This window comes from Pantoea sp. ICBG 828 (assembly GCF_002928355.1).
In the GTDB taxonomy this organism is placed as follows: Bacteria; Pseudomonadota; Gammaproteobacteria; order Enterobacterales; family Enterobacteriaceae; genus Pantoea; species Pantoea dispersa.
In genome coordinates this window covers 521,436-534,133 of the sequence record NZ_POWN01000005.1, presented here as the reverse complement: position 1 = coordinate 534,133, position 12,698 = coordinate 521,436, and the positions used below count along the sequence as shown (strand labels likewise).

Sequence of the window (12,698 nt, the reverse complement as noted above, 5' to 3'; positions counted from 1 at the left end):
GTGGTCCCACCTGACCCCATGCCGAACTCAGAAGTGAAACGCCGTAGCGCCGATGGTAGTGTGGGGCCTCCCCATGCGAGAGTAGGGAACTGCCAGGCATCAAACCAGTAAAGAAGCCCCGGACGAGTGTCCGGGGCTTTTTTACGTCTGGCGATCGCCAAATCCACTTAATCCTCTGCAAAATCTCTCCTTAAAACTCCAGCTCTGTCACATTTTGTCATCCTGAACGGGCTCTGATTCCCCCGCGCTGCTCTCAGATGCTTTACTCATTGCTTTAGCGATGTTCTTCGCAAGGAAATGAGGTAAAAGATGACCGACTTACAACAAAAATCGGCCCAGCCGGAAGCGGCAGCCGTCAGTAAAAAACGCATCTGGGCCATTGTCGGCGCGTCGTCCGGCAATCTGGTCGAATGGTTTGATTTCTACGTCTACTCGTTCTTTTCGCTCTATTTTGCCCATGTATTTTTCCCGGCCGGCGACACCACTACCCAGCTGCTGCAAACGGCCGGCGTGTTTGCGGCGGGCTTCTTAATGCGTCCTATCGGTGGCTGGCTATTCGGCTACATCGCGGACCGTCACGGCCGAAAAAGTTCGATGCTGATCTCGGTATGCATGATGTGTTTTGGTTCGCTGGTCATTGCCTGTTTACCCGGCTACGGCGAAATCGGCATTGCGGCGCCGGTGATTTTGCTACTGGCACGCATGTTTCAGGGCTTATCGGTGGGCGGTGAATATGGTACCAGCGCTACCTACATGAGTGAGGTGGCACTGGAAGGGCGCAAAGGCTTCTACGCGTCGTTCCAGTACGTCACCCTGATTGGCGGTCAGCTGTTAGCCGTGCTGACAGTCGTGGTACTGCAACAAATCCTCAGTGATGAAGCGCTGCGCAGCTGGGGCTGGCGTATCCCGTTCTTTCTTGGCGCGGTTCTGGCAGTGGTCGCTCTGTGGTTGCGTCGCTCACTGAATGAAACCTCCGAGAAAAAGCACCGGGAACATCGCGATGCCGGCAGCATCCTTGGCCTGCTGCGTAACCATTCGCGCGCCTTCCTGATGGTGCTTGGCTTTACCGCTGGCGGATCGCTGAGCTTCTATACCTTCACAACCTACATGCAGAAATATCTGGTGAACACGGCGGGTATGGATGCGCGCAGCGCCAGTGCGTTGATGACCGGCGCGCTGCTGGTATTCATGCTGATTCAGCCAATTGTGGGCGCGCTGTCAGATAAGATTGGCCGGCGGGCATCAATGATGATCTTTGGCGCTGGCGCGGCTATCTGTACCGTGCCGATTTTGATGTTACTGCAGAATGTGCAAAGTAGCGGGCTGGCGTTCGTGCTGGTGATGCTGGCGCTGATTATTACCAGTTTCTACACCGCCATCAGCGGCATCCTTAAAGCGGAGATGTTCCCGCCGGAAGTGCGGGCGCTTGGCGTGGGGCTTTCCTATGCGGTAGCTAATGCTATCTTTGGCGGTTCGGCCGAGTACGTGGCGCTATTACTGAAGAAGCACGGCATCGAAACCACCTTCTTCTGGTATGTCTCGGCAATGGGCGCGCTGGCATTTCTGGTATCGCTGATGCTGCACCGCAAAGGCAAGGGGATTGCGCTGTGATTACGGGCTCAGGTTCCATAAGGCAATGCCGCTGGCCGCACCGGCGACATCCCAGCTAAGATCTTTCCAGCTCCAGCCGCTCCCGGCAGGGCGGCTGTCCCAGGCTTCTTTGGCCACGCCGAAGCTTAGCGAAAAGAGCAGGCCGAAGCGCAGATTTTGCCTGCGGCCCTGATGTTGATGCTGAGAGATCTCACTGCCCGCGGCAGCCAGAGCGGCAGAGGAGAAAAAGTGTTGTGCTTTATCCTGGCCGGTCCAGCTGTCCTGCGCCACATGCGCACATCCGCTACACAATAATACCGCACAGAGGATGAGCGCACGCATCGGCTACAGCAGACGGCTAATAAGGCGGTCGATACGGATGCGACGCAGACGACGAATCAGCTTACGCACCTTTGCCGGATAATCAGAGATGCTCTCCAGCTCGCGGAAATGTTTCACCACCGTGGTGTGCTGACGGATCAACGCCAGTTCCTTATCGCGCTGCTCTGCCAGCTGGTTGAGCGGATCGTGAATCAGCACCGCATTTTCCAGGTCGAGTCGCCAGGCGCGCGGATTGAGGTTATTACCGGTGATCATCATCCACTCGTCATCAACCCAGATGCCTTTCAGGTGATAGCTGTTGTCGCCATCTTTCCACAAACGCACCGTCAGCTGGCCGTTGTTGACGTAATACTGCAACCGGCTGAGGAAGCGACGCAGGTTGATTTCATACAGATAGGGCAGCGCACCGATAATCTTGAACGGCTCGTGTGGCGGAATGTAGAAATCGTTGGCGGTTTTATCGCCGACGATGATCTCGACCTCTTTGCCCTGACGCAGCAGCTGGATCAGATTGCGCACCAGAATGGCCGGCAGGTTAAAGTAAGGCGTGCACAGCGTGAGCTTACGCTCGGCGCAGGGCATTAAATGGAAGATGGTTTTGTTCAGCAGGCTACGTTTACCCAGCCCGACCAGCGGCGTGACGGCCAGTGATTCGTTGCCGGCATCACCGGTAAACTGATAGTTGAAGCTGCGCAGCTCCTGACGAAACTGGCGGGTTTCATTCTTGATTTCCGGGCTGGAGGGACGTTCGGCCTGGTCGAGACGGTTAACGGCCTCAGAATGTTTGAGATTCTCACCAATCCACTGAAACATGGTGTCCGCCAGCTGCGGATTACGGATCAGCTGATAACGGTCATAACGGTATTTGTCATGCTGATGCAGATAAACATCGTTCAGGCTGGCACCGCTGTAGAGCAGGGTATCGTCAATGATGAAGCCTTTCAGATGCAGCACACCGAGCGCTTCACGGGTGTTCACCGGAATGCCATACACCGGAATCGCGATATCGGGATGCTGCGCCGCCATTTCGCAATACCAGTCGGCGTTGGTCAGGCCGCGCGCGGCACCGATACGGCCGCGCTGCGCACGATGCCAGTCCACCAGAATGCTGACATCCAGTTCCGGGCGCGCCTGACGTGCTGCATACAGCGCCTGCATGATGCTGCGTCCGCCGTCATCATTTTCCAGATACAGCGCGGCGATGCAGATGCGTTTTTCTGCCGTGGCGATTTTCGTCAGCAGGGTTTCACGAAACTCGGCGGGCGAGTAAAGCGTGGTCACATCCGACACGGACTGTGACAGTTTAGGCAGCTGTGCGAGGTGTTGTTGGTGTTTATTGCGTTTGAATTTAGACAACATCACAGTGCACTTCTTCTCTGTTCATTGTATGGCCTTTTGCCATCAAATCATGATCCTAACGGTAAATAATAACATCAACCGGCCGGTTAAGGAGGATTTTTACCTTTCTCTACAGCCAGGTCGCCGGTGTCAGCCAGCGGTAAATTCAGGCTGACAATGCCATCATCCAGTTGAATATTCACACGAAAATTGAGTTTTCGCGCTAAGGTAATCATGCCGGTATTGTGCGGCATGGTGATACCGTTCAATTGTTGCAGGCCGTGATCGCGCGTATAGCGAATCATCTTTTCCAGCAGCCGCCGGCCCATGCCCAGACCCTTCAGGTCGGAACGCACCAATACCGAAAATTCTGCGTCGATATTGTCAGCATCGGAGATGGCGCGCGTCACGCCGATAATCTCATCAGCACCGTTATGCTGGCGTACTGCGACAATCGCCATCTCCCGGTCGTAATCGATCTGCGTCATGTTCGCCAAATCGTCGTGGGTAAACTCATTGATCTCACTGAAGTAGCGATAGTAAAGGTCTTCTTTGGTGACCTGGGCGATGAAGGCACGTAGCTGCGGTTCATCCTCCGGCAGAATCGGCCGAAACAGGCAGCGCTGGCCATCTTTAAGCTGCACCTGCTCTTCCAGATGGTGCGGATAGGGACGAATCGCCAGCCGCGCCTCACTGTCGCCATGAAACGGAGCCAGCTGCAGCGTCACGTCCAGCAGGGTAAAGGTATTGGCGGATGCCAGCAGCGGGTGAATATCCAGCCGCTGAATCTCCGGACAGTCCACCACCAGGTTTGATACCTGCACCAGCAGCTGACTCAAACCGGTGATGTCCAGCGGTCGCAGTGCACTGCGGCTGCGCACTTTGCCGCTCTTTAGTGCCTGAATTACCAGATAGCGCGCCAGCGTCATATTCAGCGGCGGCAACGCCACGGCGGCCTGCTTGTCCGGTTGCCACTCCACACCGCCTTCGCCCAGCATGATGATCGGGCCAAACAGCGGGTCATGCTCAACCACCACCCGCAACTCCTGCGCACCGGCGCGGTTCGCCATACTTTGCACCAGCAGACCGTCAATGCGCGCCTGCGGATGCGTTTCACGCACGCGATCGAAGATAGCGTCTGCTGCCTGTTCAACTTCTGCCGCGCTGCGCAGATAAAGCATCACGCCCTGTACATCCGACTTATGCGCAATATCCGGCGAGCGCAGCTTGAGCGCCACCGGATAACCAATCTGGTCGGCAATCTTAGCGGCAGACTGGCTATCGCTGGCGATCCAGGTTGGCAGCGTCGCCAGCCCGTAAGCCTGCAGTATGGGCTGCACCTCGTGCGTATCCAGCGTGGTAATGCCGCTATCGAGTGCCTGTTGTAGCAGCTGATGTGCCTCGGCGCTGTTTTGCGTCAGGCCCAGCGGCAGCGCTGGCGTTTCGCGTAGCTGTTTCTGGTTACGCCGGTACTCAACCTGATGCATGAATGCCGTCACCGTGCCTTCTGGCGTGCGCCAGGTCGGAATGCCGGCCTGGGTGAATGCGCGGCGGGCTTCCTGCGAAGAGTGTTCGCCGCACCAGTTGGTCAGCAGCGTCACCTGCTTACCCCGCGGATGCGCGGCCACCGCCGCAATAATCTGCGCGGCGGTTTCACTGGCCGGAGAGACGGCGCTGGGTGAATGGATGATCATCAGTGCATCCAGTTCATGGCTGTCGAGCAGCTGTGTTACGCAGGCCACGTACAGCGCGGGCGTTGCATGATCTTTCAAATCCAGCGGATTACCGCGCCCGATGCCCTCCGGCAGCAGGGCCGCCAGCGCCTGCAGCGTGGGCTCATCCAGCGTCGCCAGCTTGCCGTTACGCGCATAGAGTTCATCCAGCGCCAGCGCTGCCGGAGCGGCGCCGTTGCTGATAATCATCAGGCGCTCACCGCGCAGCGGACGCATGTGGCTGAGCGACTCCACGGCGGAAAACAGCTCATGCGTGTCCTGCACGCGCAGCAGACCGGCGCGCTGAATGGCGGCATCCCAGGCGGCATCCAGCCCGCTGGCGGTGCCGATCATCGCCTGTGCCTGATGGCTGCGACCGCTTTTGATCACCAGAATCGGTTTATTACGCGCTGCGCTACGCGAGGCAGAAACGAAGCGCCGGGCGTCGCTCAGGTGTTCCAGGTAGAGCAAAATGGCGCTGGTTTTGCCATCGCGTGCAAGAAAATCCAGCAGGTCGTCGACATCAATATCCAGGCTGTCGCCTAAGGCGATAAACCACGAAAAGCCCAGGTTGCGCTGTTGCGCCCAGTCGAGAATGGTGTTGGACACCGCCGCCGATTGCGAAATAAAGGCGATGCGTCCTTTCGCAATCGGTACCGGTGAGAAGCTGGCATTCAACCCCTGCCAGGGGGCTAACAGGCCCAGACTGTTGGGGCCCAGCAGGCGCATCTGCCACTGGCTGGCACAGGCTTTCAGCGCCTCCAGCTGGCTGGCCGGCGCGGAGAGAATAATGCAGGCTTTACAGCCTTTTTCTCCCAGCTGCTGTAACAGTTCCAGGTTGCGTCTGGCGTGGGTGCAGATAATCGCCAGATCGGGGGCGAAGGGCAGGCTGGCCACGTCCGGCCAGGCCAGCACGCCGCTGACCGCCTTGTATTTGGGCGTGACCGGCAACACCGGACCGCCAAAGCCGCCCGCCAGCAGGTTGCGCATCATCAGATAGCCAGCGCGGCCCGGTTTTACCGACGCACCCAGCACCGCAATTGATTTCGGTCGTAACAGCGCTTCCAGTCCACGTTGGCTCATCATTCGCTCCTGCTCTCGGGATTGGCATGATTGTAAACGCTTTTGCGCCGGTTGCCGATTTGTCGATGTCAGGCTGCGAGCCAGCTTCAGAAATTGTCTGTTTGTGCGTGTATCGGATGGTGGGGTTTGCCGGCCAGATAGGCCTGACGAAAGCGTTCAAAGTGCTGCTGCAACGCCTGCGCCGCCGGGGCGTCACCTGCCTGTTCCAGCAGCGCGGCGGCCACTTCGGCGGTGCAGTGCTGGCCAGGCGCATGGGCTTCGCGCAGCGTGTAGCGCGACGGTGTCGCCACATCCAATGACATCACCGGAAAGCTATCCAGCCACGGACTTTTGCGGAACATTTTGCGCGCTTCGGTCCAGGTACCGTCGAGCATAATAAACAGCGGGGGCTTGCCGCCGGTGGGTGGCGTGGTCAGCACCTGGCGATCGGCATCGGCGTAGGCACCGGGAAACACCACCATCGGCTGATAATCGGCCGTCTGCACCGCCGCCAGCAGCGCGGCGTCGGGCTCGGTGCGCGACCAGCCAAAGGCCTGGGTTTCCGGCAGAATGTCGGCAATCAGCCGGCCGGTATTACTGGGTTTCATTGGTTCAGTATCAAACATCACCAGGCAAAACCGGCTGCGCGCCTGTTGCGGCTGCAGGGTCGCGCACAGACAGTTTTTATGCGGCAGCAGGCAGCGCTGACAGCGCAGCACGCGGTTGCCTCGGGCAAGAAACGGGCGCGTGGCACGCGCTAAACGCTGCGCACGCAGGCGCAGGACGGCATTTTCAGACATAGCATCGCGGACAGGGAAAAATGCCAGTGTAATAGAAGGGCAAAAACAAGGCCAGCGCGTGGCTGGCCCTGGGGGATTAGAGTGATTCGTCGAGCCATTCGTTGAATGGCGCTTTCGGCATCGCACCGTTCAGCATGTCCACCATCTCACCGTTTTTGAACAGCATAATGGTTGGGATGCTGCGGATGCGAAAACGGGTGCTGAGCGCAGGTTCCGCCTCAGTGTTCACTTTCACGAAGCGCACTTTGCCGCGCCGCTCGTCAGCGACGTCTTTAAACACCGGCGCGAAGTTCACGCACGGGCCGCACCATGGCGCCCAGAAGTCGACCACGACCGGCAGATCGTCCTGCAGGTATTTATCCAGCGTGGCCGCCGTGGCATTCACCACTTCACCGCTAAACAGCGCATCGCCGCAGCGACCGCATTTGGCTCCGTCGGCCAGACGTTCCTCGGGAACGCGGTTAGTTGCCTGACAGGAGGCACATACAGTATTCATCGTCACCTCAAACCGGACCTGTAAATCTTAGGATTGGTGAACATTATGAAAAGGTTGAATGCTATGCTCAATCTGGATTAAGCAATAGGTTCAATAGTTGATAGCTAAGCGCCGACACATCAGGTAATCTTCGCGCTCTCAATGCTGGAGGAACAGATGAACGACGAATTTAAAGGCAAAAGCGGCAAGGTAAAAGTGATGTACGTACGTGATGAGGAGGGCGGTCAGAAGCCAAATCCCCGTACCGGCAAAGGCGGCCGTCCTGCTGCGCGCCAGGAAGAGAATCGTCGCTCTGGTCCTCGCAGCACCCGTAATAATGAAGAGAGCGGTCGTCCGCGCACCGCTCGTGGTGACGATGCCGGGCGTTCGCGTGGTCCACGTGACGATGCTGGCCGTTCGCGTGGTCCACGTGACGATAGCGCGCGCGGTCGTCGCAGCGATCGGGACGATCGCGGCTTCAGTGATTCACCTTGGCGCACCGTGTCACGTCCGCCTGTCGCCGCTGAAGCGGATGCGGGTGACGAAGCGGCCAGCAGCAAGCCGGTTATCGACCCGGAACTGATTCGCCGTCAGCGTCAGGAAGAGACGCGCGTGTATGGCGAAAACGCCTGCCAGGCGCTGTTCCAGAGCCGTCCCGAAAGCATCGTCCGTGCCTGGTTCGTGCAAAGCGTCACGCCGCGCTTCCGCGAGACCCTGCGCTGGCTGGCAGCAAACCGCAAAGCCTATCACGTAGTGGACGACGCCGAGCTGGCGAAAGCGTCCGGGACTGAACACCACGGCGGCGTGTGCTTCATTATTAAGAAGCGCATGGGCATGCCGGTGGCGGAATGGCTGCAGCAGGCGCAGAGCAAAGACTGCGTACTGGCGCTGGAAGATGTCAGCAACCCGCACAACCTTGGCGGTATCATGCGCAGCTGCGCGCACTTTGGCGTCAAAGGTTTGCTGGTCAATGATGCCTCGCTGCTGGAGTCGGGTGCCGCAGTCCGCACGGCTGAAGGTGGTGCAGAGCACGTCCAGGCAATCAGCGGCGAAAGCTTTGCTGCGGGTCTGGAAGCGTTCCGCAAAGCCGGTTACACCATTGTGACCACATCCAGCCACGCCGGTACGCCACTGGCGCAGGCGGCGCTGCCAGCCAAAATGGTACTGGTGCTGGGTCAGGAGCGTGAAGGTCTGTCAGACAGCGCATTCCAGCAGGGCGATATCAGCCTGTCGATTGGCGGTACCGGCAACGTTGAAAGCCTCAACGTTTCGGTCGCGACCGGCATTCTGCTCGCCGAATGGTGGCGTCAGAACGCATAAATAAAAAACGGGCCGCTGTGGCCCGTTTTTGTTTCTGTCACTCAGTGCGCGCCACCGCCGCCACCGCCTGCGCCAAACGGCGGACGGGCAAACCACACCAGAACCAGCAGGACCAAAAACACCCCCGCCGATGCCCAGAAGATCTCGTTAGCCGAGATAATCAGGCCCTGATTAGTAATTTGCTGGGCGATATAAGCCGATGCCTGCTGCTGCGTCATGCCCATGCTTTGCAGCTGATCATACATTTGCTGCGAATTCGGATTGAATGGATTAACCGACTCCGACAGGTAGCTGTGGTGCATCGATTCGCGGTCTGTCCACATGGTGGTAGTGATTGACGTTCCGATTGAACCCGCCAGCGTACGCACAAAGTTCGACAGGCTGGAGGCCGCCGCCATACGCTCTGGCGGCAAGCCGGACAGCGTAATGGTGGTCAGCGGCATAAAGAAGCAGGCTACCGCGAACCCCTGGATAAACTGCGGCCACGCGGAGGCACCGAAATCCATCCCCGGCTCAAACGTATACGCACGCCAGTAGAAGCACACCGCGTACATGATAAAACTAAAGGTGACCAGCCGCCGCATATCGAGCTTATGGGCGAAGCGACCAATGATCGGCGACAGAATCACCGGAATGATCCCCACCGGCGCCGATGCCAGCCCTGCCCAGGTGGCGGTATAGCCGTATACCTCCTGGAGCAGCTGCGGCAGCAGGACGATCGAGCCGAAGTACAGCATGTAAGCCAGACTGATCGACAGACAGCCGATGGTGAAATTTCGCTTCTTAAACAGCGACAAATCGACAATCGGGTGATCGTCGGTCAGCTCCCACACCAGCAGCACGGCCAGCGACACCACCGCGACCACCGTCAGCACGATGATTTCGGTTGAGCCAAACCAGTCGAGTTCTTTACCGCGGTCAAGCATCACCTGCAGAGAACCAATCCCCACCACCAGCAGCACCAGACCGACCATATCGATCGGGCGGATCTCAGTTTTGGTTTCGCGCCCACGCAGGGTTTGCAGCGTCAGCATCACCACCACCACGCCAATTGGCACGTTGATGAAGAAGATCCAGCCCCAGTGATAGTTATCACTGATCCAGCCGCCAAGAATCGGACCGCAGATCGGCGCAACGATCACCGTCATCGCCCACAGCGACAGCGCCACGCTGCGCTTGGCCGGCGGATAGTTGTTCAGCAGCAAACTTTGCGACAGCGGAATCAGCGGACCGGCCACCACGCCCTGAATCACGCGGAAGAAGATCAGCATCTCCAGGCTTTCGGACATGCCGCACGCCCATGAGGCCAGCGCGAACAGAATGGTCGACCAGGTGAACAGCTTCACTTCACCAACGCGCTTTGCCAGCCAGCCGGTGATCGGGATCGAGATGGCATTCGCCACCCCGAACGAGGTGATCACCCAGGTGCCCTGCGAGTTGGACGCCCCGAGGTTACCGGCGATGGTCGGGATCGCCACGTTAGCGATGGTGGAGTCGAGTACCTGCATGAACGTCGCCAGCGACAGGGCGATGGTCATCAGAACTAACGGCGCACCTTCAAGCGGCTTTTGTGCCATAACAGCCTCCCGCGAGGTTATTGCGCGTTGGCACGGACAATGTCAGCGATCAGCTGGTTAACCGGCGCAAGGTCGATTGCCAGCGCGTTACTTTCATACGCGGCCTGGGTGCGGACATTGCTGGCCAGCGCGGCGCCATCTTTGTTCTGGGTATCTACTTTCACCAGCGTGGACAGGCCGATACGCAGCGGATGTTGCGCCACTTGCTGCGGATCGAGTTCGATACGCACCGGCAGGCGCTGTACCACTTTGATCCAGTTACCGGTGGCGTTCTGCGCTGGCAGCAGCGAGAAGGCGCTACCGGTGCCCATATCCAGACCAACCACTTTGCCGTGATACTCCACATCATCGCCGTAGATATCACTGATGACCGTGGCGGGTTGACCGATGCGCACGCCTGCCAGCTGCGTCTCTTTAAAGTTGGCGTCAACCCACAGGTTGGTGGCCGGCACCACCGCCAGCAGCGGTGTGCTGGTGGAGATCTGTGAACCGACCTGCACGCTACGACGCGAGACATAACCGTCCATCGGACTGCGGATGTCGGTGCGCTGCAGCGCCAGCCAGGCATCGCGCAGCTCAGCGGCGCTCTGTTTCACCGCCGGCTGGTTTTCGAGGTCGGTATTCAGGATCATCGCCTGGTTCGCGTTGTACTGCTGAATCGCCACGTCCAGCTGAGCTTTCGCCGTGGCCACGGCATCACGCGCGTGCTGCAGCTCTTCGCGACCAATCAGATTGGCGGCACCGAGCGGCTCGCGACGTTTCAGGTCGGATTCGGCCTGATCCAGCGCGGTCTGTTGCAGCTTGATGGTGGCCTGATACTGTTTGCCATTGATCATCAGCTGGTGCGTCTGGCGCACGCTGGTGGCCAGCGCGGTCTGCGCTTTCTCGAATGCCTGCTGCGCATCGGTTTTATCCAGCGACACCAGAATGTCGCCTTTTTTTACCCGATCCGTATCCTCGAACCACACTTTATTCACGCTGCCGGAAACCTGGGCCATCACCTGCACCTGGTTGCCTGCCACGTAGGCGTCATCGGTTTCCTGGAAGTGGCGCAGCACCAGATACCAGTAAGCCAGATAACCCACACCAATCACGATAAACACGATAGCCAGCAGGATCAGCGCACCTTTGCGCTTCTTCTTTTTGTTCGCGGGCTGTTGCGGGCTTTGAGCTTCCGCTGTCGCACTCATGTCGTTCTCCACGTTTGCCATTTAGTCGGGATGTGTTGATCCATCAACACGGTCGCCCGAGTCGAAAAAGCCAGCGTTTGCAACGCTGGCCGGATAAAAGGGGATTAAAATAGCGATTTCGGTGGGTGATTGTGTCGCAGTTCTTGCTATTAACGCGACAGGGAAGCGATAACCTGATCTTCGTCCATTTTATCGAGACGGTTAAGCAACTTACGCGTGATGGCTTCCAGCTGCTCCTGCTCGGTATCGGTCAGCGAAGACCACAGATACTGCAGGCTCTGATGCTGGGGTGGCAGCAGCTGACGTAAGAATTCGTTACCTTTTTCCGTCAGGTGCAGGTGCAGGCAACGGCGATCGTTGTCGCTCTCACGACGCTCGATCCAGCCGCGCTTTTCCAGTTCATCAGCGATACGCGTCGCGTTGGTGCGGGAAGAACCCAGCGCCGAGCTCAGCTCAGAAGGCTGAATGCTCTGGTTTTCCTGCGCGTCCAGCGTAATCAGCGCCATGAATAAAGTTTCGTTAATTCCCTGCGCCTTCAACATTTTGTTGCGATTATCCAGCAGTTTACCCTGCATGTGCATGCACAGACGGGTCAGGATGATCTCCTGCAGCGGAAAATCTTTGTGGCGATTAGCACGGATGTTTAGCATCTGCTCAATGGGAGTAAACGAGCTTTCCATTAAAAACCTCTTAGTTGCAACAAATATAATAATGAGGGTGACAGATTAAGCGTAGTCATATTTTCCGCCTGTGATTGTTTGCACCGTCACACTGTCAGCACCTGGCGTTCCAGGTCGGTCCATAACCCTGGGCTCTGCGCCCTGACCAGCCGCTTTGCAGACAAAGCCGCCATCGTCATCAATTCGCTAAGCGAAACCTTCAGTGGATTGAATAATTTCGCGAGTAAAAATAACTTAGGTGAATAACTGTGTGGCTAACCATAACAAAGCCAATCATTAATGAACAGTATCGCTCACCACTTTGCATTGATCTTTACGTTTTCTAAACACTTTTCCCGGCCGGCTTTGCTGGAGTAAATCAATGGGTTAATCGATAAGGCACCAGTTAATCCGGGTAACGCGCCAGCATCAGCGGCGTGATGAATTCCGTTCGTCGTCTGCGGTATAACCGGCACGTGGCAGGGTGAATGCCAGCGATAACGCAGACTCATCCTGGCGCGGCCGACCCGATGCGGGCGGTGGAAAGGAGACATAGCTGGTGGGAAAAGCGGGTAAATAATCATATGTGGGTAATAGTAACCCAAAAAATTATTTCAATGTTGTGTTAATTAA

At 57.7% G+C, this 12,698-nt stretch carries 10 protein-coding genes and 1 rRNA gene; 3 read left to right on the top strand and 8 right to left on the bottom strand.

All coding sequences use genetic code 11. From position 1 onward, the window contains the following. Nucleotides 1–98, top strand: a 5S ribosomal RNA gene (gene rrf / locus C1Y43_RS15370); the annotation flags it as partial. A 211-nt stretch (nucleotides 99–309) separates the two neighbouring features. After that, entirely contained in the window at nucleotides 310–1,611 is a 1,302-nt protein-coding gene (locus C1Y43_RS15365) for an MFS family transporter (RefSeq protein WP_104188781.1), read from the top strand. Here C1Y43_RS15365 and C1Y43_RS15360 read toward each other — a convergent pair whose 3' ends face one another. From C1Y43_RS15360 to trxC, 5 genes are all read right to left on the bottom strand, one after another. Further along, nucleotides 1,612–1,932 carry a YfiM family lipoprotein gene (locus C1Y43_RS15360; protein ID WP_104188779.1) on the bottom strand — a complete coding sequence of 107 codons (321 nt, stop codon included), beginning with the start codon at nucleotides 1,930–1,932 and terminating at the stop codon, nucleotides 1,612–1,614. Nucleotides 1,933–1,935: 3 nt separating this feature from the next. After that, nucleotides 1,936–3,294: a CDP-diacylglycerol--serine O-phosphatidyltransferase gene (pssA, locus tag C1Y43_RS15355; protein WP_176428114.1), complete on the bottom strand. Its 1,359-nt coding sequence runs from the start codon at nucleotides 3,292–3,294 to the stop codon at nucleotides 1,936–1,938. Between the two features lie 83 nt (nucleotides 3,295–3,377). After that, nucleotides 3,378–6,065 carry a bifunctional acetate--CoA ligase family protein/GNAT family N-acetyltransferase gene (locus tag C1Y43_RS15350; RefSeq protein WP_104188777.1) on the bottom strand — a complete coding sequence of 896 codons (2,688 nt, stop codon included), beginning with the start codon at nucleotides 6,063–6,065 and terminating at the stop codon, nucleotides 3,378–3,380. 86 nt (nucleotides 6,066–6,151) lie between these two features. Then, on the bottom strand, nucleotides 6,152–6,844 hold the full coding sequence (locus C1Y43_RS15345) for a tRNA-uridine aminocarboxypropyltransferase (protein ID WP_104188775.1): 693 nt from the start codon (nucleotides 6,842–6,844) through the stop codon (nucleotides 6,152–6,154). A 76-nt stretch (nucleotides 6,845–6,920) separates the two neighbouring features. After that, nucleotides 6,921–7,340, bottom strand: a complete 420-nt coding sequence (gene trxC, locus C1Y43_RS15340; RefSeq protein ID WP_021313847.1) for a thioredoxin TrxC — start codon at nucleotides 7,338–7,340, stop codon at nucleotides 6,921–6,923. 156 nt (nucleotides 7,341–7,496) lie between these two features. Here trxC and C1Y43_RS15335 point away from each other — a divergent pair, with 156 nt between their 5' ends. Then, complete coding sequence (locus C1Y43_RS15335) at nucleotides 7,497–8,639, top strand: tRNA/rRNA methyltransferase (RefSeq protein ID WP_021506463.1); 1,143 nt, start codon at nucleotides 7,497–7,499, stop codon at nucleotides 8,637–8,639. Nucleotides 8,640–8,680: 41 nt separating this feature from the next. Here the strand turns inward: C1Y43_RS15335 and emrB are convergent, their stop codons facing one another. The 3 genes from emrB to mprA form a co-directional block, all read right to left on the bottom strand. Beyond that, a complete protein-coding gene (emrB, locus tag C1Y43_RS15330; protein WP_021506464.1) occupies nucleotides 8,681–10,216 on the bottom strand; it encodes a multidrug efflux MFS transporter permease subunit EmrB in 1,536 nt (511 codons plus the stop codon). 17 nt (nucleotides 10,217–10,233) lie between these two features. Next, complete coding sequence (gene emrA / locus C1Y43_RS15325) at nucleotides 10,234–11,406, bottom strand: multidrug efflux MFS transporter periplasmic adaptor subunit EmrA (RefSeq protein ID WP_058770894.1); 1,173 nt, start codon at nucleotides 11,404–11,406, stop codon at nucleotides 10,234–10,236. A gap of 149 nt (nucleotides 11,407–11,555) precedes the next feature. Continuing rightward, nucleotides 11,556–12,086 (bottom strand): transcriptional repressor MprA, encoded by a 531-nt coding sequence (mprA, locus tag C1Y43_RS15320; RefSeq protein ID WP_021506466.1) that lies wholly within the window; start codon nucleotides 12,084–12,086, stop codon nucleotides 11,556–11,558. Nucleotides 12,087–12,698: the final 612 nt, after the last annotated feature.

Excerpts from the sequence above, each read along its gene's own strand:
- C1Y43_RS15365 (WP_104188781.1), top strand. The coding sequence starts at position 310 with ATGACCGACTTACAACAAAAATCGGCCCAGCCGGAAGCGGCAGCCGTC.
- C1Y43_RS15360 (WP_104188779.1), bottom strand. The coding sequence starts at position 1,932 with ATGCGTGCGCTCATCCTCTGTGCGGTATTATTGTGTAGCGGATGTGCG.
- C1Y43_RS15350 (WP_104188777.1), bottom strand. The coding sequence starts at position 6,065 with ATGAGCCAACGTGGACTGGAAGCGCTGTTACGACCGAAATCAATTGCG.
- C1Y43_RS15345 (WP_104188775.1), bottom strand. The coding sequence starts at position 6,844 with ATGTCTGAAAATGCCGTCCTGCGCCTGCGTGCGCAGCGTTTAGCGCGT.
- trxC (WP_021313847.1), bottom strand. The coding sequence starts at position 7,340 with ATGAATACTGTATGTGCCTCCTGTCAGGCAACTAACCGCGTTCCCGAG.
- C1Y43_RS15335 (WP_021506463.1), top strand. The coding sequence starts at position 7,497 with ATGAACGACGAATTTAAAGGCAAAAGCGGCAAGGTAAAAGTGATGTAC.
- emrB (WP_021506464.1), bottom strand. The coding sequence starts at position 10,216 with ATGGCACAAAAGCCGCTTGAAGGTGCGCCGTTAGTTCTGATGACCATC.
- emrA (WP_058770894.1), bottom strand. The coding sequence starts at position 11,406 with ATGAGTGCGACAGCGGAAGCTCAAAGCCCGCAACAGCCCGCGAACAAA.
- mprA (WP_021506466.1), bottom strand. The coding sequence starts at position 12,086 with ATGGAAAGCTCGTTTACTCCCATTGAGCAGATGCTAAACATCCGTGCT.